General features: G+C 60.1%; 18 protein-coding genes. 9 read left to right on the top strand and 9 right to left on the bottom strand.

Annotated features, from left to right (window positions below):
- Window positions 1–6: 6 nt before the first annotated feature.
- The gene (locus tag LG294_RS17120; protein ID WP_404287879.1) at window positions 7–1,398 is read right to left on the bottom strand and encodes a flavin reductase family protein; all 1,392 of its coding nucleotides are present in this window, start codon (window positions 1,396–1,398) and stop codon (window positions 7–9) included.
- Window positions 1,395–2,699, bottom strand: coding sequence for an SRPBCC family protein (locus LG294_RS17115; protein ID WP_404287877.1), 1,305 nt, complete (start codon window positions 2,697–2,699; stop codon window positions 1,395–1,397). Before LG294_RS17115 ends, LG294_RS17120 begins: the two co-directional genes overlap by 4 nt.
- A gap of 154 nt (window positions 2,700–2,853) precedes the next feature.
- Between LG294_RS17115 and LG294_RS17110 the strand changes: the two genes are divergently transcribed.
- The 3 genes from LG294_RS17110 (at window position 2,854) to LG294_RS17100 (ending at window position 7,276) form a co-directional block, all read left to right on the top strand.
- Window positions 2,854–3,792 carry a LysR family transcriptional regulator gene (locus LG294_RS17110; RefSeq protein ID WP_404287875.1) on the top strand — a complete coding sequence of 313 codons (939 nt, stop codon included), beginning with the start codon at window positions 2,854–2,856 and terminating at the stop codon, window positions 3,790–3,792.
- Between the two features lie 131 nt (window positions 3,793–3,923).
- Window positions 3,924–5,138 (top strand): formaldehyde dehydrogenase, glutathione-independent, encoded by a 1,215-nt coding sequence (fdhA, locus tag LG294_RS17105; RefSeq protein WP_404287873.1) that lies wholly within the window; start codon window positions 3,924–3,926, stop codon window positions 5,136–5,138.
- A gap of 239 nt (window positions 5,139–5,377) precedes the next feature.
- Entirely contained in the window at window positions 5,378–7,276 is a 1,899-nt protein-coding gene (locus tag LG294_RS17100; protein WP_404287871.1) for a BCCT family transporter, read from the top strand.
- A gap of 58 nt (window positions 7,277–7,334) precedes the next feature.
- Here the strand turns inward: LG294_RS17100 and LG294_RS17095 are convergent, their stop codons facing one another.
- Window positions 7,335–7,970 carry a GntR family transcriptional regulator gene (locus LG294_RS17095; RefSeq protein WP_404287870.1) on the bottom strand — a complete coding sequence of 212 codons (636 nt, stop codon included), beginning with the start codon at window positions 7,968–7,970 and terminating at the stop codon, window positions 7,335–7,337.
- A gap of 603 nt (window positions 7,971–8,573) precedes the next feature.
- On the opposite strand from LG294_RS17095, the gene purU reads away from it, so the two are divergent.
- Window positions 8,574–9,446, top strand: coding sequence for a formyltetrahydrofolate deformylase (purU, locus tag LG294_RS17090; protein ID WP_404287868.1), 873 nt, complete (start codon window positions 8,574–8,576; stop codon window positions 9,444–9,446).
- 134 nt (window positions 9,447–9,580) lie between these two features.
- On the opposite strand, the gene LG294_RS17085 is transcribed toward purU, so the two are convergent.
- Window positions 9,581–11,182, bottom strand: coding sequence for a PucR family transcriptional regulator ligand-binding domain-containing protein (locus tag LG294_RS17085; RefSeq protein ID WP_404287866.1), 1,602 nt, complete (start codon window positions 11,180–11,182; stop codon window positions 9,581–9,583).
- A 227-nt stretch (window positions 11,183–11,409) separates the two neighbouring features.
- On the opposite strand from LG294_RS17085, the gene LG294_RS17080 reads away from it, so the two are divergent.
- The 3 genes from LG294_RS17080 to LG294_RS17070 all read left to right on the top strand — a co-directional run bounded on the left by LG294_RS17080 (window position 11,410) and on the right by LG294_RS17070 (window position 14,589).
- Complete coding sequence (locus LG294_RS17080; protein WP_404287864.1) at window positions 11,410–12,957, top strand: sodium/proline symporter; 1,548 nt, start codon at window positions 11,410–11,412, stop codon at window positions 12,955–12,957.
- Window positions 12,950–13,444, top strand: a complete 495-nt coding sequence (locus LG294_RS17075; RefSeq protein ID WP_404287862.1) for a hypothetical protein — start codon at window positions 12,950–12,952, stop codon at window positions 13,442–13,444. Before LG294_RS17080 ends, LG294_RS17075 begins: the two co-directional genes overlap by 8 nt.
- A 68-nt stretch (window positions 13,445–13,512) precedes the next feature.
- Window positions 13,513–14,589, top strand: coding sequence for a M14 family zinc carboxypeptidase (locus tag LG294_RS17070; protein WP_404287860.1), 1,077 nt, complete (start codon window positions 13,513–13,515; stop codon window positions 14,587–14,589).
- Window positions 14,590–14,661: 72 nt separating this feature from the next.
- Here the strand turns inward: LG294_RS17070 and LG294_RS17065 are convergent, their stop codons facing one another.
- The gene (locus LG294_RS17065) at window positions 14,662–15,153 is read right to left on the bottom strand and encodes an Lrp/AsnC family transcriptional regulator (RefSeq protein WP_404287858.1); all 492 of its coding nucleotides are present in this window, start codon (window positions 15,151–15,153) and stop codon (window positions 14,662–14,664) included.
- 67 nt (window positions 15,154–15,220) lie between these two features.
- Here LG294_RS17065 and LG294_RS17060 point away from each other — a divergent pair, with 67 nt between their 5' ends.
- Window positions 15,221–15,859, top strand: coding sequence for a LysE family translocator (locus tag LG294_RS17060; protein WP_404287856.1), 639 nt, complete (start codon window positions 15,221–15,223; stop codon window positions 15,857–15,859).
- A 64-nt stretch (window positions 15,860–15,923) separates the two neighbouring features.
- Entirely contained in the window at window positions 15,924–16,856 is a 933-nt protein-coding gene (locus LG294_RS17055) for a ketopantoate reductase family protein (RefSeq protein WP_404287854.1), read from the top strand.
- Window positions 16,857–16,916: 60 nt separating this feature from the next.
- On the opposite strand, the gene LG294_RS17050 is transcribed toward LG294_RS17055, so the two are convergent.
- Genes LG294_RS17050 through LG294_RS17035 form a run of 4 tightly spaced genes read right to left on the bottom strand, consistent with a single transcriptional unit; the run spans window position 16,917 to window position 21,566 of the window.
- On the bottom strand, window positions 16,917–17,756 hold the full coding sequence (locus tag LG294_RS17050; RefSeq protein ID WP_404287852.1) for a class II fructose-bisphosphate aldolase: 840 nt from the start codon (window positions 17,754–17,756) through the stop codon (window positions 16,917–16,919).
- 3 nt (window positions 17,757–17,759) lie between these two features.
- The gene (locus LG294_RS17045) at window positions 17,760–19,142 is read right to left on the bottom strand and encodes a GntP family transporter (RefSeq protein ID WP_404287850.1); all 1,383 of its coding nucleotides are present in this window, start codon (window positions 19,140–19,142) and stop codon (window positions 17,760–17,762) included.
- A 55-nt stretch (window positions 19,143–19,197) separates the two neighbouring features.
- Entirely contained in the window at window positions 19,198–20,091 is an 894-nt protein-coding gene (locus tag LG294_RS17040; RefSeq protein ID WP_404287848.1) for an NAD(P)-dependent oxidoreductase, read from the bottom strand.
- A 26-nt stretch (window positions 20,092–20,117) separates the two neighbouring features.
- Window positions 20,118–21,566 carry a four-carbon acid sugar kinase family protein gene (locus LG294_RS17035; protein ID WP_404287846.1) on the bottom strand — a complete coding sequence of 483 codons (1,449 nt, stop codon included), beginning with the start codon at window positions 21,564–21,566 and terminating at the stop codon, window positions 20,118–20,120.
- Window positions 21,567–21,619: the final 53 nt, after the last annotated feature.

Raw genomic sequence — 21,619 nt, 5'->3', positions numbered from 1 at the left:
CGATGCCTAGGCGTCGATGACCAGATCGGTTTGTGCGGTGGAGCAGCAAGGCAGGAATTTCCCGGCCTGGATTTCCCGGGCGCGGATTCCGCCTTGATGGTTCATCTCCACTTCGCCTTCGAGCTTGATGACCTTGCAGGAGCCGCACATCCCTTCCTGGCAGTTGGCCCCGATGCGCACTCCTGCACGTTGCGCGACCCCCAGGATGTGCTCATCCGAGTTGATCTTGACGTTGATTGCGGTACGCAGGAAGGTCATGGTCAGCTCGCCCTCGCCCACGGTGGGGAAGGAGGAGGTCTCCGGTGGTTCGGCTTCGGTGACCAGTGGTTTGGCCGGTGGCAAGGGAACATTCGAGTCGACGACTACCAGCTTTTGGCCGACGGCCTCGAGGGTGCCCGTTTCGTCATAGTCCGGCTCGTACATGCTCAGCTCCGGGGGCTGGCTCTCGTAGAACTCCTCCACGGATTCGGCGACTTCCTCCGCGATGCCCTCCGCCAGTGCGATTTCTGCTTGGTATTCGAGCAACGTCTTGCGATCTCCGGAGAAGAATTCCATGAACACCGAGGTGTCGTCCACGCCAACCTCGCGCAGTAGCTTGGTGGCTGAGTTCAGATAGCCTTCCGGACCGCAGGCGAACACCTTGCGCCCGTTGGCGTCCGGAGCCACCTGCTCGATCATTTCGGCCGTCAAGCGTCCGGTGTATCCGTCCCAGTTTTCGGGTTTTTCGCGATTTCCCAGCGAGTAGGAGACCTTGATGCGCGAATCGACCTGCTTGATGTATTCCAGCTCCGGCCAGAAGGCGAAGTCTCCGGGCACCGTTCCATGGCAGAGCACCACCACATCTGCCTGGCCGGGCAGCGAATGAATGGTGCGCACCATGGACATGATCGGGGTGACCCCGGCGCCGGCGGCAAGGAACAGAAAGCGGGCTCGGCGATCGGAATCGCCAAGGTGGAATGCGCCGACCGGTCCGAGCATGTCCAGGACCATTCCCGGACGCAGGTTCTCATGCGCCCATTGGGATACCAGTCCCTTGGGGTCGCGTTTGATGCTGATGTTGAAGGTCCACGGTACGGTTGGCGCACTGGATATGGAATAGCTGCGGTCTACCGGGTCCTGGTCTTCTCCATGGACGGGAAAGGCAATGTTCAGGTACTGCCCTGCGCGGAACGCCAGCGGCGCCCCATCGAGGCGGCGGAAGACGAAGGTCATCAGTCCGCCGGCCTCGGCGATGGTCTGCACGCATTCGGCCATGAATTCCTGGGGGTGCCAGGGTCCCAGCGCGCGCGCCGCCTTGGCGGGTCCTTCCTGACCGCTCAGTACGCGGTTCCATGGCATTTCGAGTCCACGGATACGCTGCGCGTTGGCGGCGCCAACGAGCTTGGTGGTTCCGGTCATGCCAGGTGCTCCAAGACGCGCTGCGTGTACCAGTTGATGAAGGCTTCCACCTGGTATTCACTCTTCATATACGGACCCTGTTCGTAGGCTGGGCTGTTGGCCCCGGACTGGCAGAGCTCTACGAACGCCTTGTCCTGCAGATTTGTCTGCTTCCAGGTGTGGGTGAGCTTCTCCAGATCGTAGTCGTCCCCCTCCACTGCATCGTCGGCTACCAGCCAGGTGGTGCGGACCAGCGTCTGGTGCTCGTTGATAGGGAAGGCGGCGAAGGTGATTACATGGTCGCTCTGGAAATGGAACCAGCTATTTGGCTGCAGATGCATGGAACAGCGGCCCAAACGGAAGTCGCGCAGTTCGCCCATCAGCTTCTTCGAGAGCCGGTGGCCATCGGCGGAGAAGGACTCTCCGTCGCCATCGAGGGATTCGCGTGAAATGCGGATTCCCGCGACGCGGGTGTCCAGCTCTTCGACGACCGCGTAGGGAATCCCATAGCGGCGGCAGCGTTCTTCCAACCCTGCTTGGGCTTTCTGATTGCGTTCCCAGACTTCTTCGAGATGCGTCGGGACGGTCTCGTCGGTGAGCCCCCATGTGGGGAACAGCGAGCAGGCAAGTTCTGGGTGGCCATCGCAGTGGTAGCACTCGCGGTTATTCTCCATCACCAGCTTCCAGTTGCCCTCTTCGATGATGTTCTGCTGGTAGGCGACCTTGGAGCGGGAGAGATCGTGCGGCGCCAGGTATGGCTCGAAAATTTCGGCGACCTGGTCGAAATCGGCAGGTGGCTCCTTGGCCAGGGACACGAAGATCAGCCCGGCATGGATCCGGCCGTGGGCACGCTTCAGGGCGAAGCAATTCTTGTCAAAGGATCCTTCACCCGGTGCCGAGGCGTGGATCAGGTTTCCTTCGGGGGAGTAGGTCCATGAGTGGTAGCCGCACACCAGATTCCCGGTGCTGCCGGAGGCTTCGGTGAGCACCCGAGCTCCACGGTGCCGGCACACGTTGTGAAGCACGTTGACGCCGCCGTCATCGTTGCGCAAGACGATGAGCGAATATGGCCCGTAGTCGAGGGTGACGTAATCTCCGGCTTCCGGGATTTCGGCGACGCTGGCGGCAAAGAGCCAGTGGGTTCCAAAGATCGCCTGCATCTCGATCTTGAATATCGCGGGGTCGGTGTACAAGGGAGCTTCGAGCGAGTAGCCCTTGCGCCGATTCTGAAAGAGTTCGGTAATCTCGGCGAGCTGTTCATCGCTCACCGTCGAAGCGAGCTTGCCACGCGTCGAGTGCGGAGCGCTTACCGAAGCTGTCATGTTTTACTCCTAGAAGCCGGGCGCCGACGGGCGCCCACTGATGTGAATTTGGGGAAGATTCTTGTGAGCCGAATCACCATATGAGTCGAGACTAGAAAGGATCTGCCAACAAGAAAAGCGCAAGAAAGTGAATGAAATCGTGCACAATGGGTGCATGATCGATACTCGACTTATTACCCTCAGGGTCTTCTCCTCGGCGGGGACCATTGCGCGGACCGCCGAACTCACCGGATACTCGCCGTCGGCGGTCTCCGCGCAGCTGCGTGAGCTGCAGCGTTCTCTGGGAATCAAGCTGATGATCAAGGACGGCCGGGGCGTGCGGCTCACCGTCGCCGGTCGGCACTTTGTGGCAGGACTTGACGACATTGTGACGCAGTGGGAGCTGCTGAAGTCTTCAACGCTTGCCTCCGAAGGGCAGGTTCAGGGCAATTTTGGGTTGGGCGGTTTTTCTACGGCGGCGGCGCAGTTGTTGGCTCCGCTCGCTTCGACCTTGCGCAGAACGCGACCGAATGTCGAGGTGCAGCTCATGGAAGCCCAGCCGCAGCGCTGCTTGGATCTATTGCTTGCCGAGCGTATTGACCTAGCGGTCATCGTGGCATCGCAAACGCCTGGATCAAGCGGTGGCAGTACAAAATTTGAGCAAACCGTGTTGCTTGATGACCCGCTTGATGTGGTGATGCCCGCGCAGCACCGGCTGGCGATGAATAAATCGGTGTCCCTCGAGGAGCTTGCTGATGATCCGTGGGTCACGGAAGCTGAGCAATCGGTCTATCGATCCTTGTTCGTTGCCGCCTTCACCTCATTGGGCGTTACCCCGCATATCGCGCACGAGGCGGTGGAGTGGGAAACGATGATTGCCTTCATCGGAGCGGGACTGGGTGTGGGTTTGCTGCCGAGGTTGGCAACTTTGGGCAGTGCGGAAAACGTGGTCCGCCGCAGAATCTCCGGCGCAGCCAAACCCTCGCGACGAATCATCGCGGTGACGCGTAAGGGCAGCAGGGGAGCCCCGCTCATCGAGGAATCTTTGAAGGTTCTGCAGAGCACTGCAAAGAGTATTATCGCCCAGCGATTGACCGAAGAACTGGACGGCTAGAGGCGCTTGCGGTACCCGTCGGGAGCGCTAGCCATTTTGATGACGGCTATTGACATAGATCACACTCATGAGGAGACTTGGCCTAATTCCAATTAGTATCCAACTGATATTTCAAGTGTGAAAGGTCTACCATGGGCAACTTGGCAGTAAGCTACGCTGGCGCAGGCAAGGTCGAACTGATCGATTCTCCGTACCCGGAATTTGAACTGAAAGACGGCCCGGGAGTCCACCCGGCGAACATTGGCCGCCAAGTTCACCACGGGGTCATCCTGCGCACCATCGCCACCAATATCTGCGGCTCCGACCAGCATATGGTCCGTGGACGCACCACAGCCCCAGAAGGTCTCGTACTGGGACACGAGATCACCGGAGAGGTGATCGAAGTCGGCCGCGACGTGGAATTCCTCAAGGTCGGGGATATCGTTTCGGTGCCCTTCAACATCTCCTGCGGCCGCTGCCGCAACTGCAAGGTCGGACAGACCGGCATCTGCTTGAACGTCAATCCGGACCGTCCGGGATCCGCCTACGGCTACGTGGACATGGGCGGCTGGGTCGGCGGGCAAGCCGAGTATGTGCTGGTTCCGTACGCAGACTGGAACGCGCTCAAATTCCCCGATCGCGACCAGGCCATGGAGAAGATCCTCGACCTGACAATGCTCTCGGACATCTTCCCCACCGGGTACCACGGCGCTATCGGCGCGGGCGTGACTGTAGGCTCAACGGTCTACGTCGCCGGCGCGGGTCCTGTGGGCTTGGCGGCGGCCACTGCGGCGCAATTGCTCGGCGCGGCAACCGTCATCGTTGCGGATCTCAATGCCGACCGGCTAGCCCAAGCGCGTAGTTTCGGGTGCGAGACGGTGGACGTCTCGCTCGGTGATCCGGGCGAGCAGATCGCACAGATCCTGGGCACACCCGAGGTCGACTGCGGCATCGACGCCGTCGGCTTCGAGGCACGCGGCCACGGACACGACGCCGGGAAGGAGCAGCCCGCCACCGTGCTGAACTCGCTCATGGAGATTACCCGGGCCGGTGGCAGCCTCGGCATCCCTGGCCTATATGTCACAGGGGATCCTGGAGCCAACGATGAAGCAGCTAAGCAGGGCTCGCTATCCATGCGTTTTGGGCTCGGTTTCGCCAAGTCCCATACGTTTGTCACCGGCCAGTGCCCGGTGATGAAGTATCACCGGGGGCTAATGCAGGCAATTCTTTCGGATAAGGTTTCCATCGCCAAAAATGTCAATGCAACCGCCATTGCTTTGGCTGACGCACCGCAAGGATACGCGGCATTCGACGAGGGCGCCGCACAGAAGTTCGTGCTCGACCCGCATGGCCTGATCCGTACCTAAACCGCGGACATCAGTGCGGGGCAAGAGTCGCAAATTCTTCGATTCCAGCCCCGCTCAGCCACTTCCGCCGACGACCGAATCGGCGGCCTCCCGTGCTCATGCATTTCAGCGAGCACGCTCGACACGCGGCAAAGTCTGGCTACGCAAAGGCTTTGTCGCGCCCGTTTTCCGGTTGAGGGTAGGCCACGCCGCGGTTTGACCGCGGCGGGCCATCCTGTTCCACCCATGAAGGAAATCCTATGAATCGCAGCGATCACCCCGTTCAAGATCTAGTCAGCGAGCTTCATTCGGCTCGACGGCGAAGGCCAAGGAAGTACCCGAGTGGTGGAACCGACTATTGGGTTTTCGGTATTGCGGGAATTCTGACTCTGGCGTTCATTGCCTGGGGTTTTGCTTCACCGGCCGGGCTGGGATCCGCCTCTGGTACGGCCTTGGACTGGGTCATCACGAACACCGGTTGGATCTTCGTCATAGCAGCCACCGTCTTCACAATATTCGTGCTTGTCGTGGCGGCGAAAAGTTTCGGACGAATCCCGCTGGGCAAGGATGGCGAAAAGCCCCAATTCAGCACCATCTCATGGATATCAATGATGTTTGCCACCGGAATGGGCATCGGATTGGTTTTCTACGGTGTGGGTGAACCTTTGTACTTCTACATGTCGCCACCGCCGGAAACGGTTGATGGGCAAACCTCCGCGGCCGTTGGCACGGCTATGGGCACCACGTTGTTCCACTGGACGCTCTTCCCCTGGGCCATGTATGCGATTGTTGGATTGGGCATGGCGTATGGAAGCTACCGTCTAGGTCGGCCGCAGCTTTTCTCCTCCATGTTCAGTTCGATTTTCGGTGATCGAGTGGTCAATGGCTGGGGCGGCAAGACCATCAACATCTTGGCGATTCTGGCGACACTGTTCGGTTCGGCTTGCTCGCTTGGACTCGGCGCTTTGCAAATCGGCGGAGGAGTACAGTCTGCCGGAATCCTCCCCACCGTGGGCTCGGGAGTACTGGTCTTGATTATCGCGATCCTGACTGCCTTATTTGTTGCTTCGGCGGTATCCGGAATTGAGCGCGGAATTCAGTGGCTTTCGAATATCAACATGGTTCTGGCGGTCATCCTTGCCATGGTCGTGTTCATCGGCGGACCCACATTGTTCATCTTGAACGTGATCCCCAATGCGGTTGGATCATTCATCAGCGATCTGCCTGAGATGGCATCGCGAACCGCTTCCTCCGGGGACGGAACCATGGCCACCTGGTTGTCCTCCTGGACTATTTTCTACTGGGCATGGTGGGTTTCATGGACCCCGTTTGTAGGTCTTTTCATCGCTCGAATCTCACGTGGCCGCAGTATCCGCCAGTTTGTCACCGGAGTGTTGCTGGTGCCATCTACCGTGACGTTGATTTGGTTCGCCATTTTCGGCGGGGGAGCCATCGGTCTGCAAGAACGAGCCGAACGCTCCGGAGATGCGGGACAAGCCATGGCGCAAATGGTGGAGGGGGTGCCTGATATCAATTTCGACTCGGTGCTTTTCGAGTTGCTTGGAAGCTTGTCCTTCCCCGCGTGGTTTGCGACTGCACTTATGGTGCTGACCGTTGTGTTGATCGCGATCTTCTTCGTCACCGGCGCCGACTCGGCCTCCATCGTCATGGGAGCGCTGAGTGAACGCGGTGCCGAAGAGCCATCGAAAAAGTCCGTGATTTTTTGGGGAATTTCGGTTGGCGCGGTGGCAGCAGTCATGCTGCTTGCCGGTGGTGACCACCCGGCCGCTGCTTTGAACGGGTTGAAGAACATCACCATCGTTTCAGCGCTACCGTTCGTAGTCGTGATGCTGCTTCTCTGCGTAGCGATTTGGAAGGATCTGAGCAGGGATCCGCTGGTGCTGCGTGGCAAGGTTGCGCTCGAAGTTCTCGAACAGGCCGTTGACGATGGAATAGAGCGGCATGATGGCGAGCAATTCTGTCTGATGACCGCCGAGCAGACAATCATCACGGTCCAGAATTCGCCTTTGTATGCTGAAGCGAACGGTGCAGCTGCAGATTTGGACGACGAATATGCAGCCGAGTTGGGCAACGCAAACGACAAGCTGAACCAGATTGGCTCAGACGGGGACCTGGAACCTGAAGAGGCAAGAAAATGAGCTAAGCGGCTTTGCAATAACTGTCCCGCACGAGTGCCCTATCGGAGCGCTCGTGCGGTCACGGGGCGCGACGCAAAGCCTGTTCAAAATGATTGACATGCGCCGATACCAGCTGTGCAGCCAGATCGGCGTCGCCATCGAGGATCGCGCGGAGCAAAGCCGTGTGTTCAGTGATGTGCTCGGAAATCGGTGGCATTTGGTCAATTACCAAACACCAGATTCGCGTCACCAGATTATCCAAGCGTACGAGGGTTTCTTCGAGGTGCTTATTGGCACTGGCCTTGTAGATGAGCCGGTGGATATGCACATCCAGGAGCAGTAGCGAACGCTGATTGGCAGTCTCATCCAGAGCGTCAATCGTGTCCAAATAAGCGGTGATCTCGGCTTTGATTTCGGGGTCTTTGTTGCCGGCCGCATTTCGGGCAGCCAAAGGCTCCAGGGTCTGGCGAATCTCGGAAATATGGTTTAGTTCGTGGAAGTCAACGGCCGTGGCAAAGGTGCCACGTCGTGGATAGGAGACCACCAGATGGTCAGTTTCCAAACGTTTTAAGGCTTCGCGAATCGGAGTGCGCCCCACACCGAGCTCCTCAGCCAAGCGCGGCTCATGAATGGGGTGTGTTGGAGCGATTTCCAGCAGCACCAGTCGATCGCGAAGCACTCCATAGGCGTGATCGGCCATTGAGCCTGTGCTCATATCGGTGCCTGCGGATTTAGTGGGCATCAATTTATCGCTCTCTTCACTGGTCATATATCAGTTGCCAATAATCAAAGAGTATCGCCCGAGCGCCGATCGGTCACTTCTTGGCTGGCGGTGCAGGGGATTGCAGCCCGCAGCGCGAAGCAATCGCCTGCCGGTGGGATGCCGGCCCACCAAGGAAGTGTGAAAGCCCATCCGCCGGAATAGGGCCGAGTGGCTAGATGGATGCGTTGAATTACTGGGTCTGAAGCGCGCCTGCAGCACGTGGAGTTGTGCTCAAATGATTGGTAAAAAATTGACTGAGAATCTTATTGACGCTGTGTTGCAGCACACTTAGACTTGTGATCAGTTATTGATATATCAGATGCGGGAATCTGGATTTGTTCTGCCGACAGCCAAAGCTGAGGTGGCGGAGACAAGGGCTGATTTAGGAACGAACTTTTGGGCTCGTGCCTAATTCAGGCATTGGCGACTCGATGCAAGCATTCGGGGCAGTGCTTGTGCAGCGTCCGATCGAAAACATGGCCCATATTGATTTCCTATGAAATGTACGAGGCATGACGGGCCACCGTCATCTCGGTGAACCCAAGGAGCGGCATAATGACCGAACTGAACAATGCATATGTCTTGACCCTTACCTGTGCAGAACGCCCGGGGATTGTCCATGCGGTGACCGGACTGCTACTGAAGCACCACGGGGATATTCGGGAGTTAAAGCAGCATGATGACCAGCGCTCCGGGACATTGTTCATGCGGATCGAATTCGAAGTGTCCCAGGCATCCAACATTCCTGCAGAGATCGCCGAATTGGAGTCGAGCCTGACCGAACTGGCGACAGAGCACGACGCTAGCTGGGGCCTGCGCGCCTCCGGTAAGAAAAAGCGTGTGGTCATCATGGTGTCAAAGTTCGGACACTGCCTGCATGATCTGCTGTTCCGCGCCCGCATGGGGGAGCTTCCGGTCGAGATCGCAGCGGTTGTCTCGAACCATCCGGATCATCGGCAACAGGTGGAGTGGAACGGAATTCCGTTCTTCCATGTTCCGGTCACCGCTGAGACCAAGCCCGAGGCAGAATCCCGGCTTATGGAACTCGTAGACCGCTTCGACGTGGATCTGGTGGTTCTTGCCAGGTATATGCAAGTCCTGTCAGATGAGCTCACCAGGCAGCTCACCGGGCGGGCAATCAACATCCATCACTCATTTCTTCCATCTTTCAAGGGCGCCAAGCCTTATCACCAGGCCTTTGAAAGAGGAGTGAAGACCGTGGGAGCAACGGCGCACTACGTCAACAGCGAATTGGATGAAGGCCCGATCATTGCCCAGCAGGTTCAAAATGTTGATCACAGCTACGGGCCTGAGGACCTTGTTGCGGCGGGCCGGGATACCGAATGCAAGGCGCTATCGGATGCAGTTCGCTGGCACTGTGAAGACCGGATATTCCTCAACGGTTCACGTACCGTGGTGCTGCGCTAAATTGATTGCCCGCACGCTAGCCAGCTAGCGCCGAGGTTCCTGTCTGAAGGGCCAAGATTGACGTGGTTTGCAGAATGCTCGTGGACCATTCGCTATGAATGCTCCACGAGTATTCTGTCTTCTCACGGGCCCCGTCAGTGGCGTTGGCTCTGCCGGTAAACGCTCAGGCTCAGCGTCAAGATCGTCAGCGTGCGCGCATCATTCAGATCCGCTTCGAGGAGAGATTCAAGAAGCGCCAAGCGTTGGTAGAACACCGAACGTGACAGGCGGCATCGAGTTGCCGCCTGTGAGCGGTTGGTTGGTGAGGCCAGGTAGGCTTCGAGCACGCGAAGGCACTCGTCGCGTCGGTTGATTTCCAATGCCAATAGCGGTGCCAATACTTGCTGGGGCAGACGTTGTACGGCTGGTTCGTGGCGCAACTCGTGGGTGAGCAGTGCCATCGGGTAGTCGGCGGCAAAGACTACCGAATTGTTTGCTTCCAAACGAAGTTCACAGCCCTCGGTGGCCTGATTGATAGAGGTCAGTACCTGCGCTAGACCCGATACTATTTCCCCCAGATAAGCCGGGCCTTCGAAGGCGGGGGATTCTGCTGCTTGATGCATCCCTTGGTGAAAGTCATCTTGCAATTGCGCGGTTGCGGTCGAGATGATGCCAAATAGTTTGGGTGTTGGCGAATGGAGGGCTCCGACAATTAGATTCATCCCAATCCCGGTGTGCCGTTCAATCTCGTGCACTGCGGTTTTCGGGTCCTGCCCTGAAGCTAGCTGCACGGAGAAGCCGCGTAGGAGTTGATGCCTGACCGGGAATCCGGCAGCCTCAAACTTTCCGGTCAACAGATTCAGATTCGCCTCACGGCTATTGAGCAGATCATCAAGCAACTCGCACGCGGCATCGAACTTCCACAGTGCCGGACCTCGTTTGCGCAGGAGCTCGGTCCCTAAAGCAATGGCGGCCATGGTGAGTACATGCAGTGAACCGGCCGGGTGCGAAGCGGTGTCTGGGGCGATCAGGGATCCAAAATTCTTACCGTGGATTTGCACCGGGACAGCATGGCGTTTCGGATTGCCCGTGATGTGCATGGTTCGCGACCGATCCTGCCAATGGTCAAAGAAGTCGGTTGGCAGTTCCACTGGGCTGGCAAAGCGCAGCAGGTTGAATCCGGAGTCTTCAAAGACAATCGGGCAACCAAGGAATCTGGCGCAGTCGTCCAGGACAGTTTCTGCTGGAGCGCCTAATTGCATCAGTCCGGTGAAATGCTCGGTCACTTCACCGCCGGCTTCGATTTTCCGAGTTTGGGCGGAGAACAACAGCTGGTGCAACGTCTCGGTAATTTCAACGAATGCCACCGGTTCGTGCAGCAGAATCAACGGTAACTGGCTGTCCTTGCAGGCGCGGATGAGGTTGGCTGGTGCTTCGGGGCAATGAATCCCGAGCTCCAACACCAAGGCCGCAACTCGAAGCTCAAGTAATTCGGCGATGAATGGTTCAAACTCTGCATCCGCGCCCCAGCCGATCCCTGTGGTCAATACCAGCTCATGTCCGCGGAGGTAGGCCCCGGGATTGAGGTTCTCCAAAACGTGCGCCCAACCAATGTGACGCTTCAGTGACGCCGGAACAGCAATAACCTGCGGACTGCCGACCAGCACGCAAGGCAGTTGCAGCAGCTGTTCAACGGTGAGGATCGCGTTGGCCGGACAGTCTGTCCGATTGATCGGCATTTTTCCGACAAATGACACTGTTGATAAGCCTCTCGTTATGTAAAACTGTGAATCACGTGGATCTTTAGTGATTCAGTTCACACGATACAGAGTGTTTGGCTTATGAAGGGGATTGCGTCGATGTTTGGTTTACCAACGTTCACGACCGTTGTCATCCTCGGGGTTCCGACCCTATGGATTATTTATACGGCGGTATTCATGTGGCTCAGCCGCGGATGGAAGCGTGAAGACGTGGAGGAAAGCCAATGAGCTTAGAAATTGTCTTTCTCGTCATCTACTTCATCGCCATGGCAGGTATCGGATTCTGGGCGATGAAAAAAGGCCGAGGTGACTCCGAAGGATTTCTGCTCGGCGGACGCAGCCTAGGCCCAGGGGTAACCGCTCTGCGACTGCAAAGTTCCTCGATGTCGGGATATATGTTCATGGGTGCCGGTTCCCTTGGCTACACGCAGGGCTACTTTGGCATGTGGTACGCACTCGGCGATATTGGCGGCGGCATCCTGAACCTTTCGGTTCTCGGACGACGCATGCGCAAACTGTCCCAAATTCTGGGATCCATCACCTCCATTGAATATCTGGAACACCGCTATCCTTCGAAATGGATTCGGTTGATCGCAGCGCCGGTGGCGCTGTTCTGCATGTTCTTTTATGTCCTGGCGCAGTTCATTGCCGGCGGACGCGGGCTAGAGATGGTCACCGGGGTGTCCTTCCCTGTGGCGCTAGCTATCGCCATCGGCGTGATCGTGCTGTATACCTTCCTTGGCGGCTACCTCGCAGTGGCTTACACCGACTTCGTTCAGGCCATCATCATGGTGGTCGGCATGGTCTGGATCCTCATTGCCACCCTGATCGCGATCGGCGGTTTCACCAAGGGCAACGAAGCCATAGGCGCCATCAACCCGAATATGTTGACAATGTGGGGTGCCGACCTTGGATTCCAAGGACAGTGGGGCGTCATTATCGGTGCGCTGCTGGTCTTCTCGATTGGCTATATGGGGTGGCCGCATGTGGTGGTCAGCCACATGGCCATGAAGAAGCCGTCGGTAGCCCGCACTGCTGGTGCCTACTCGCTGATCTTCAACCTGCTATTCATTCCAGGCCCGTACTTGGTCGGTATGTTCGCATTGATTCTGCTTCCGAACTTGGCCAATCCGGAAACCGCAATCTTCGAGGTCGCGGATGCGGTCTTGCCGACATTTGCCGTGGGTATCGTAATGGCTGCAATTATGGCGGCCATCATGTCTACCGCTGATGCGTTGCTATTGCAGGCTGGAACCATTGCCAGCCAGGATATTTACGCTCGATTCATCAACAAGAAAATGAGCGACGGGCAGATGGTGTGGGTTTCGCGCATCACAGTTCTAGTTCTCGCGCTCATTGGTTTCGCCATTGCAGCCTTCGAACCTCCTGCGGTGGCAGCCATTGTCATCTTCTCCACCACGGTACTTGGCAGTGCCTTCGTTCCGGCTTATGTCTGTGCAGTCTGGTGGAAGAAGGCCAATACCGTTGGCGCCATCTCCTCTATGATCGCCGGCACGGCAGTCTCGGTTCTCTGGCAGGTATCGGGCGCTCCGGACGCAACCGGTATCGATCCGATGGTCACCGGGATCTTGGCATCCACCGCCGCGATGATCATCGGCAGCTTGGTTTCGCAGACGAATCACCCTGTTCCAGAGCACATTATCCGGGCCTTGGACGAGACGGCGAAGATCGGGCAGATCCCCACAAAAATGCTCATAGGCCAAGACGCATTGCTGGCAGGACAAGCCGAAATGGCCGGCCGAGATGAGTGAGCTGGTGCTTCGCACCTTGGTCGATGAAGATTACGCCCGGTCGATATTGCAAGCGAAAGCTCCGGGTATGGAGGTGATATCCGCTCGATTGCGGCACCATCCGTTTGCCGGTTTTATCTTTGACGTCTCCCACTTGGCTGGACGTGTCGGAAGGACACACGCCTTAGTGGACTACTTCACGGGCAAAGCCTTTATCAGCGACCCGTGGCAGACCGCAGATCCGAGCTCGACCATGGAGCTAAACCCGGTGCAAGACCCGAGGTGGAACACCATCGACTTTGAGACCGCACGGCAGAAAGCCAAGTCATTACTTGCAACTGCGGCCCTGCGCCGAGCTCGCTTGGCCTGGAAAGGCGGAGTGCGTGAACACCACAGTGTAAATAAAGTATGGAAACCGAACTGGGTGATTGAAGCAAAGCTCGACGGCAAGTCCTACCGCATCATGGTGGATGGGCTGAACGGAGGCTATTTCTTTATCGACAACTGATCATTTGGCAACGCACGGCAATCACCGATCCGAACTGAACGAATCATGAGAAAGAATATGGAATTCTAATGAAGAATGCTTCTCCTCGTCTTGTCCCCAAAGCTCTGAAGAAGGTCTCCTGCGTATTGGCTGGCTCGGCACTAGTCTTCGGACTTGGCTCCGCTCCGGGCTTCGCCGCGGGAAACGGTCCGGACTACAACGGCAACGAAACGATTAACACCTCGATCCTCCACACGCATGAGTCCATGGTTGCCGAGTTGAAGAAGCAAGATGCGAAGCAGCCGGCCCTGGAACTTGAGGTTATTGGCCAATCGGTCAAGGGACGGGATCTATACCTGGCGAAATACCTGTCAAGCCCAGAGAACCCGACCATCGCGTTCCTCACCCAGCAGCACGGCAACGAACAGCTGACCACAGAGGGAACCCTAGAAGTCATCAAGCATCTGGGCAGCGGACGGATGAAAAACGTTCTGGAGAACGTCAATATCCTGGTCGTGCCGATGCTCAATCCAGACGGAGCCATGGGTGATGTGGACTTCCCGCTCGATGACTACATTGCTTCGGGGGACCGGCACCTGACGCGTTACAACGCGAACAACGTGGATATCAATCGAGACCACGTAGCCAAGACCCAGCCTGAAATACAAGCGCTGCACCAGAACGTGCTTTCCGCCTTCGACATCGACTACATGATCGATCTGCACCATCAGGGCACGCGTTCGGCAGTAGACGGCAAGCTCGTCTCCGGTTCGATTCTGTACCCGACAACTGCAGACGTATCCGAAGAAGTGCGCGAAGGCTCAAAGCGTTTGGGCGCGGTGGTCTATCAGAACGTTGACGCCACCGGCTGGGGTCACCTAGGCAAATATGTCGGCGGAACTGCCAACACGATAGCCCGCAACGGCATTGCGGCAGAATACGGGATCTCCACGCTGCTATTCGAAATGCGGGGAATGAGCGACCACTTCAACCCGGGCTCGGTGTTGGGTCAGAAATCCAATGGATACCTGCGCCAGCAAACCATCTTGACCTTGGAGAGCACCATCAAGGCGGTGGCCGATGGATCCGTTGAAACTATGGATACATCGTTCTGGGATTCCCTGGCTGAGCAGGAATACCTGCCAGGTGAAAAAGGCGACGAATAATTAGAAGCAAGAGTGGCGAGCCGGAAACGGCTCGCCATTTTCTTCGTTCTGGGACGTTGCGCTTCGCACTTCCTAGCGGTGGCGCAGCGGCGCCACCCATGGCTCGCCGAAGATCAACTGGGTGCGGCAGTGCGCGACCTGGGGTAGCGCCAGCAGCTTGTCGATGATCAGCGTCTGCAGCTCGGTGCTGTTGGCCACCGCGACATGGACCAGGTAGTCCTCGCTGCCGCTGACGTTGTACAGCGCCAGGGTCTCGGGCAGGGCGAGGGCCTTCTGCACGAAGTCGTTGGCGGTATCCCGGGCGTGCGGTCGGATCTGGATGCCGAGGAAGGCCTGCTCGCCCTTGCCCAGCAGACTCGGCAGCACGTGGGCGCGAGTTGCCACAATGGTGCCGTTGCGCCGCATCCGCCGGATCCGCTCAAGGCAGGTGCTGGGCGCGACCCCCACCTTGGCCGCGATCTCCTTGTTCGGCATGGTGGCATTCACCTGCAGTAATTCCAGAATTTCCCAATCCACCGAATCCAGTTCGGGAGATTGGGTTGATTTTATCTCTGAGTGGCGCATGATCAGATTCTAGCGAATCGCGCGCTTAGCCTGAATCTGGAACCACGTTTCGGACTCGAAGGATGGCATGGGACTTGAATCATGGGCGGCATTCGCCCTGGCGCTATTGGTGGCTTTGGCTGTGCCCGGCCCCGATCTGGCCCTGGTGGTGCAGTCGGCCACCCGGTCGGTACAACAAGGTGTGTCCACAGCAGCAGGAGTGGTGACCGGGCTGATGCTGCATGCGCTGCTTGCGTTAGCCGGGGTGACCGCGCTGCTGATCTCGGCCCCCGGGGCCATGACGATTGCCCAGATTCTGGGTGCCATGGTGCTGTTGTGGCTGGGGATCAGCATGCTGCGCGCAGGACTGCCCGAGGCTGCCACCACCGAGCAGGACCACGCCCCTAGAACCAGCGGAGGCTACGTGCGCGGGCTGGTCACCAATGCGACCAACCCCAAGGCATTGCTCTTCTTCTCGGCCATCCTTCCGCAGTTCATCGGCCAGGCCGAGGGCGCAGGGCTCCGTACTGCGCTGCTCTGCGCCACGGTGGTCCTCGGTGCTGGACTGTGGTGGGCAGGGGCTATCGCAGTGGTCCGGTTTTCCGGAGTGCATCGATCTCCGGCGGCAGAGCGCATCGTGACGTTGGCCGGAGGAGTATCCTTGGTGGCGATCGCCGTCGTATTGCTGGCTGCCGCGATACTGGGTCTGGTCCATGCGGCCGCCTGATGACACCTCGGGCCACGCAACCGACACGGGCATCAATCCGATGCCCGCTGGAAAGGAAAAACAGATGACTCGCATTCTGATTGCCGGCGCCGGTGCGACCGGCGGAGCGCTGGGAGCTCGATTGCTGGCGGCCGGCAGGGATGTCACCTTCCTGGTGCGTGAGCGCCGCCAGGCCCAACTTTCCGAAGACGGACTGCGCTTCAGTGCCCCGGACACCCAGGGCGCCTGGCCGGTGCGTGCGGTGACCACTCTGGCCGGCGAAGAACCGTTCGATCTGGTGATTGTGGCGGTCAAGGCTCCTGCTTTAACCGCGCTGATCCCGGAACTCTCCGGGGCGCTCGGCGAGCTCACGCGCATCCTGCCGCTGCTCAACGGCATGGCGCATATCGACGCACTGGAGCAAGCCTTCGGCGAGCGGGTGCTGGGCGGCATCGTGAAAATCGTGGCCACCTTGGACCAACAGTCCACCGTCAGGCAGCTGACCGGGCTGTGCCAGCTGACCATCGGAGCACTGCGTGGCACGGGCGTCCCTGAGCGGATCATAAAGGCCTTGGACGTGGACGGCATACAGCTGGAAGTGGTGGACAACGCTGCCGCCAGGCTCTGGGAGAAATGGGCATTCATCGCCGCGGCTGGGGTGATCACCTGCCTGTTCCGCGGGAATATCGGGGATATCCTGGCCGCTGGGGGAGAAACGAAGATCCTCGAAGCCATTGGCGAATGCGAGCAGATCGCCGCCGCTGCCGGCTGCCCGGTCAGCGAAGCCGGGCACCGGCAATCCGTCGGGCTGCTCACCGAGCCGGGCAGCGAGTTCACCTCTTCGCTCTACCGCGATCTGGGACATGGGGTCCCGGTTGAAGCCGAGCACATCCTCGGAGACCTGGCCGCCCGCGCGCAGCAACTGGATGTTGCCTCACCACTCCTGGATGCCGCGCTGCTCCAGCTGCGCACCCACCAGCACGCGCTTGACCGTGACGGAACTGCCGCCACCGGATAAGCCAAGGGCCACGGTGCAGGAACTGGGAAGTTCTTGCACCGCGTCCCTGAAGACTGCAGGCTATCTGGCCACCAGTGCGGCGAACGTCGCCGAAGCTACCTCGGTCACGGCGCGCTCCCAGTCACCGAGCAGGCCCAGGATATTCTGTCCGTCGGCGCGGCGGGGTTCCAGCTGATCCGCCAGCATGGTGAGCGTCGAGGTGCGCAGCTCGGTATTCAGGTTGACCTTGCCCACTCCATAGGAGATGGACCGCGACAGGTCCGCCGCAGCGATACCCGACGCACCGTGCAGGACCAGCGGGACGCCGGAGACTGCATGGATGGCTTTCAGCACATCCCAGTGGATCTTCGGCTCGCCCTTGTAGCGGCCGTGCACATTGCCGATGGCTACCGCCAGCAGGTCCGCACCGCTGGCATCCAGGAACTGGGCCACCTGTTCCGGATCGGTCAGCTGCGAGGCGCTCTGCTCGAAGGCCTTGTCTTCGTTGCCGGGCAGCGCGCCGAGCTCTGCTTCCAGCACGATGTCCGGGCCGATCAGCGAGCGCACCTGCTGTACGAAGGAGATATTCTCCTCCAGCGTGCCAGCCGAACCGTCGGCGAGCACCGCGGTGGCGCCGGCCTGCACCGCGCGGGCAATCAGCTGCGCGTCGCTGGCGTGATCCAGCTGCACCGCCACCGGCACCGCGGCCTGTTCGCCCAGGGTGCGCAGCGCGGAGATCAGGCGCAGCCCGGAGATGCTTGACGCGGTTTTCGGCGCGACATTCAGGATGACCGAGCGGTCCTGCGCCTCGGCTTCGGCCACCACCGCCAGTGCGGTGGTGAAGTCGTAGCAGGTGAAAGCAGGGGCGGCGTGGCCTGCGGCAATTGCCTCGGCGACCAGCTGGTTCATGGGGATGAGCATGGATTAGACTCCTGCGGCGGTGACGATGGCGTAGACAAGGGAAGTGAGCGCGAATCCGGCGACGCCCAAGATGGTGGTCAGCACGGTCCAAGTGCGCAGACCGTCGGCGACCGAGAGTCCCAGGAAGCGAGTCACGATCCAGAAGCCCGAGTCGTTCACGTGGCTCAGGCCGAAGGCGCCGAAGCCCACCGCAGCCAGGATCAGCGCGGTCTGCACCGCGGAGAAGCCGCCGGCCTCGACGGCGGTGGCCAGCAGGCCGGTGGTGGTGATGATCGCAACCGTGGCTGAACCTTGCGAGGCACGCAGGATTGCAGCCAGCACGAAGGCCATGACGATAATCGGCAGGCCAGCGGAGGACAGCGATTCGGCCAGCACGGTGCCGATGCCCGACTCGGTGAGCACCTTGCCGAACACGCCACCAGCGCCGGTCACCAGGATGACGATGGCAGCCGGGGCCAACGCCGAGTCCATCACCTTGCCGGTCTGCTCACTTGACCAGCCGCTGCGCACGCCGAGCAAGTAGTAGGCAACCAGCACGGTGGTGAGCAACGCAATGGCCGGTGAACCAACGAAGCCCAGGACATTTGCAGCGGTGGATTCAGCGGTGACCAGCGTGCCGCCAACGGTGCCGAGCATGATCATCACGATCGGCAGGAGGATCATGGAGATGACCATGGACGAGGTCGGGGCCTTGGTCTTGGTCAAGGTGCTGCCCGGATCGGTGCTCGTGCCGAAGGACTCGAACTGCTCCGCGGTTTCCGCAAGCATCGGGATATCCCGGCGGTTGATCCGCTTGGCCACGAAGTAGCTCAAGACACCCAGCGGGGCGCAGAAGGCCAGGCCCAGAATGGTGGCCCATCCGACGTCGGCGCCCAGGATCTCGGCGCCTCCCACGACACCCGGGTGCGGTGGGACCACCACGTGGATGGCCAGCATGATCGCACCGACCGGCAGTCCGATCTTCACCGGGGAAACGTTCAACGCCTTCGCGAAGCCGTAGATAATCGGCACCAGCACGATGAATCCGACGTCAAAGAAGACCGGGATAGCCAGCAGGAACGCAGCGGTGGTCAGCGCAGCAATGACGCGGCGCGGGCCGAAGAGCTTGGTGAACCGGGTGGACAACACTTGGGCTCCACCGGAGATCTCGATGACCTTGCCGAGCATCGCGCCCAGGCCAACCAGCACCGCCACGCTGCCCAGGGTGCCGCCCATGCCCTCGGTGATCAGCCCGGCCACATCCTGCAGGGGAATTCCGGCGGCCAGGGCCACAAGGATGCTGACCAGCAGCAGGGCGATAAACGCCGGCATCTTGAATTTGATGACAGCGACCAGCAGCAGCGCAACGCCGGCTGCCGCGATCAGCAAGAGCATAAGTGGGCTCATGAAAATTTCGTCTCCTTTGACGGGAATGCTCAGGGGCAGCTGCGTGCAGCTGACTTTACTTGGCGGACTTCGGGGCGAGAACCTTGATCACGGCCGAATCATCTGCGGCCGCCAGATCGTGGGCTTCGCCCAGCAGGTAGAGCTGTTCGGCGGCCGAAGCCACCGGGGTGGACAGGTGCAGCGCGCGGGCCGCGGAAGTCACGATGCCCATGTCCTTGACGAAGATATCCAGCCGGGAGAGCACCTCGGCGCCCTCTTCGGCGTAGGCCTGGAGCATGCGTGGGCCGCGGTTGCCGAGCATGAAGGAATTCGCCGCTCCGGCCTGCAATGCCTGGAGGGTGGTTTCCTGGTCCAGGCCAAGCTTCTCGGCCAGCGCCAGCGCTTCGGCGGCGGCGGCGATGTGCACGCCGCACAGCAGCTGGTTCACGGTTTTCAGTGCCTGGCCGTCGCCTGGCTTGTCGCCCACGATGCTCAGGGTCGAGGCCAGCAGCTCCAGGACCGGGCGGACCTTGGCTAGCTCCGCGGGCTCGGCGCCGACCACGATCAGCAGGTCGCCTTCGCCGGCGCGCACCGGGCCTCCGGAGAGCGGTGCATCCACCAGGCCGACACCCAGCTCGCCTAGGCGGGCCGCGGTGGCGGGGACCGCATCCAGGCCGACGGTGGAGGTCAAGATGACCACCGCTCCGGGCTTCAGCGACTGGGCCACGCCAGTTTCGCCGAACAGCACGGAGTCCAGCTGCTCGCCATTGCGCACTGCAAGCAGCAGCGCGTCGGCGCCGGAGACCGTCTCGCGGGCGTTCTGGAAGGTGCTGATTCCGGCCGCTCGGGCCAGTTCCATGCGCTCGGCCGAGATGTCGAAGCCGTGCACGGTCAGTTCGGTAGCCAGGCGGGTGGCCATCGGAAGGCCCATGGCGCCTAGGCCGAGGACTGCAACAGTGGTGGTGCTCATTGGTGTCTCCAAATCTTGAGGTGGTGCTAGAAGGTGATGCTCAGGGTGCGGGTGACCTTGGTCAGCGAGCTGTCGTCTCCGACGTTTCCGGCGAAGACAATATAGGGGATGCCCGCTGCCGGGCCGTCCACCGATTCCCAGAGCGAGACGATGCCAGGAAGCATCGGTCCGCGCACGATCGCGTGGCGGATTTCAAGGCCGTGGGCGGCGACGTCCGAGGAGGTGATCCCGCCCTTGGCGATGACGAAGCGCGGGGGAGTGCTGTGCAGGATTCGGTTGACCACGCTGACCACCGCGGCGCTCACCGTGCGCGCGATCTCCAGGGATTCGGCCGCGTCGGCGGTCTTCACCAACGTCCGGGAGGTGTGCACAATGACGTCTTGGGTAGCCAGAGCGGCGCCGATCTCGGCTGCCTTGGCATGGAGGTAGCTTTCGCTCTGCTCCGAGAGGATGGTGGGAACTTCCAGCTCGATGACGGTGGCGTTCGCATGCTGCGCGGTCAGATCCGCCAGCTGCCTGGTGGTCACTCCCACGTGGGAGCCGACGACGATCAGCCCGCCTGCGGTGCGCTCGCTTGCGTTGTTCCCGGCAAAGATCTCCTCGGTGGTCAGCGGCCTGCGTTCGGCCTGGCCGATGCGGGCGCGGACGAAGGGCGGGCCAACGCGGTAGAGCACCCGGGTGCCAGCCGCCTCGGCGAGCTCCAGTCCTTCGGCCAGCGCGCGCAGGTCATTTTCGGTGACGATATCCGCGGCGGCCACCTGCGCGTTTTCCGTCTGCGCCAGCTTGTCCGCGATACCTTGGGCGCCGGAGCGGATGGTGTCCAGGTCCAGGACGAGGACGTCGGCGGCAGCCACGCGGCCGCCGGTCTTTTCGGCCACGTAGTCGGGCAGGTAGCTGGTGCTGAAGCCGAAGGTGGCATCCTTGGCGAATTCGGTCGCGCTGACCTTCACCAGTTCTCCATCGCCGGTGCGCATGTAGTGCTCGCCGCCTACGGTGAGCCGTCCGGCGTCGCCGAAGGCCGGAACCATCAGCACCGCGTCCACCGCATTCTCGGCGTCGAGGCTCCGCAGGGTCGCGGTTATGGTGTCGGTTTCCAGCGGGAAGTGGCCGCGCAGGGTTGAATCGCTGCGGCTGACGAAGGCCAGGGTGATGCCCGCCTCGGCCGCAGCCTGCGAAGCGGCAGCCACGATCTGCTCATTGCGTTCGGCGGCATCCGCCGCGTCAAGGGAACGGGTGTTGGTCAGCACGTAGACGGCCAGCGCGCGCTCGCCGTCCAGCCGAAGCTCGAATGCCCAGCGGAAATCCGCGACGTCCCAGCGGGTGAGCACCGGCAGGTTGCTGACAGATTGGGTGCCCGTTGGGTCATCGTCCAGTACCACCAGGACGCGGCCGGTGGCGCGTGCTGCGGCGGCGATCTCAGCGGGTTCGATTTCGCGTTCCGGGAGGTAACCGGCGAACAACTCGGACTCAAGCATGAACAAGGACTCCTTCGTCTTTGGGCAACCGACTGACTTCATTGGTAAGATGT

This window comes from Glutamicibacter arilaitensis, assembly GCF_044793945.1.
Classification (GTDB): domain Bacteria; phylum Actinomycetota; class Actinomycetes; order Actinomycetales; family Micrococcaceae; genus Glutamicibacter; species Glutamicibacter arilaitensis_B.
This window is presented reverse-complemented; position numbering and strand designations above follow the sequence as displayed.

What these genes read in the sequence shown, in the direction of transcription:
- LG294_RS17080 (WP_404287864.1), top strand. Translation starts at nt 11,410, where the DNA reads ATGAGCTTAGAAATTGTCTTTCTCGTCATCTACTTCATCGCCATGGCA.
- LG294_RS17115 (WP_404287877.1), bottom strand. Translation starts at nt 2,699, where the DNA reads ATGACAGCTTCGGTAAGCGCTCCGCACTCGACGCGTGGCAAGCTCGCT.
- LG294_RS17045 (WP_404287850.1), bottom strand. Translation starts at nt 19,142, where the DNA reads ATGAGCCCACTTATGCTCTTGCTGATCGCGGCAGCCGGCGTTGCGCTG.
- LG294_RS17070 (WP_404287860.1), top strand. Translation starts at nt 13,513, where the DNA reads ATGAAGAATGCTTCTCCTCGTCTTGTCCCCAAAGCTCTGAAGAAGGTC.
- LG294_RS17050 (WP_404287852.1), bottom strand. Translation starts at nt 17,756, where the DNA reads ATGCTCATCCCCATGAACCAGCTGGTCGCCGAGGCAATTGCCGCAGGC.
- purU (WP_404287868.1), top strand. Translation starts at nt 8,574, where the DNA reads ATGACCGAACTGAACAATGCATATGTCTTGACCCTTACCTGTGCAGAA.
- LG294_RS17110 (WP_404287875.1), top strand. Translation starts at nt 2,854, where the DNA reads ATGATCGATACTCGACTTATTACCCTCAGGGTCTTCTCCTCGGCGGGG.
- LG294_RS17040 (WP_404287848.1), bottom strand. Translation starts at nt 20,091, where the DNA reads ATGAGCACCACCACTGTTGCAGTCCTCGGCCTAGGCGCCATGGGCCTT.
- LG294_RS17035 (WP_404287846.1), bottom strand. Translation starts at nt 21,566, where the DNA reads ATGCTTGAGTCCGAGTTGTTCGCCGGTTACCTCCCGGAACGCGAAATC.
- LG294_RS17060 (WP_404287856.1), top strand. Translation starts at nt 15,221, where the DNA reads ATGGGACTTGAATCATGGGCGGCATTCGCCCTGGCGCTATTGGTGGCT.
- LG294_RS17095 (WP_404287870.1), bottom strand. Translation starts at nt 7,970, where the DNA reads ATGAGCACAGGCTCAATGGCCGATCACGCCTATGGAGTGCTTCGCGAT.
- LG294_RS17065 (WP_404287858.1), bottom strand. Translation starts at nt 15,153, where the DNA reads ATGCGCCACTCAGAGATAAAATCAACCCAATCTCCCGAACTGGATTCG.
- LG294_RS17055 (WP_404287854.1), top strand. Translation starts at nt 15,924, where the DNA reads ATGACTCGCATTCTGATTGCCGGCGCCGGTGCGACCGGCGGAGCGCTG.
- LG294_RS17075 (WP_404287862.1), top strand. Translation starts at nt 12,950, where the DNA reads ATGAGTGAGCTGGTGCTTCGCACCTTGGTCGATGAAGATTACGCCCGG.
- LG294_RS17100 (WP_404287871.1), top strand. Translation starts at nt 5,378, where the DNA reads ATGAATCGCAGCGATCACCCCGTTCAAGATCTAGTCAGCGAGCTTCAT.
- fdhA (WP_404287873.1), top strand. Translation starts at nt 3,924, where the DNA reads ATGGGCAACTTGGCAGTAAGCTACGCTGGCGCAGGCAAGGTCGAACTG.
- LG294_RS17120 (WP_404287879.1), bottom strand. Translation starts at nt 1,398, where the DNA reads ATGACCGGAACCACCAAGCTCGTTGGCGCCGCCAACGCGCAGCGTATC.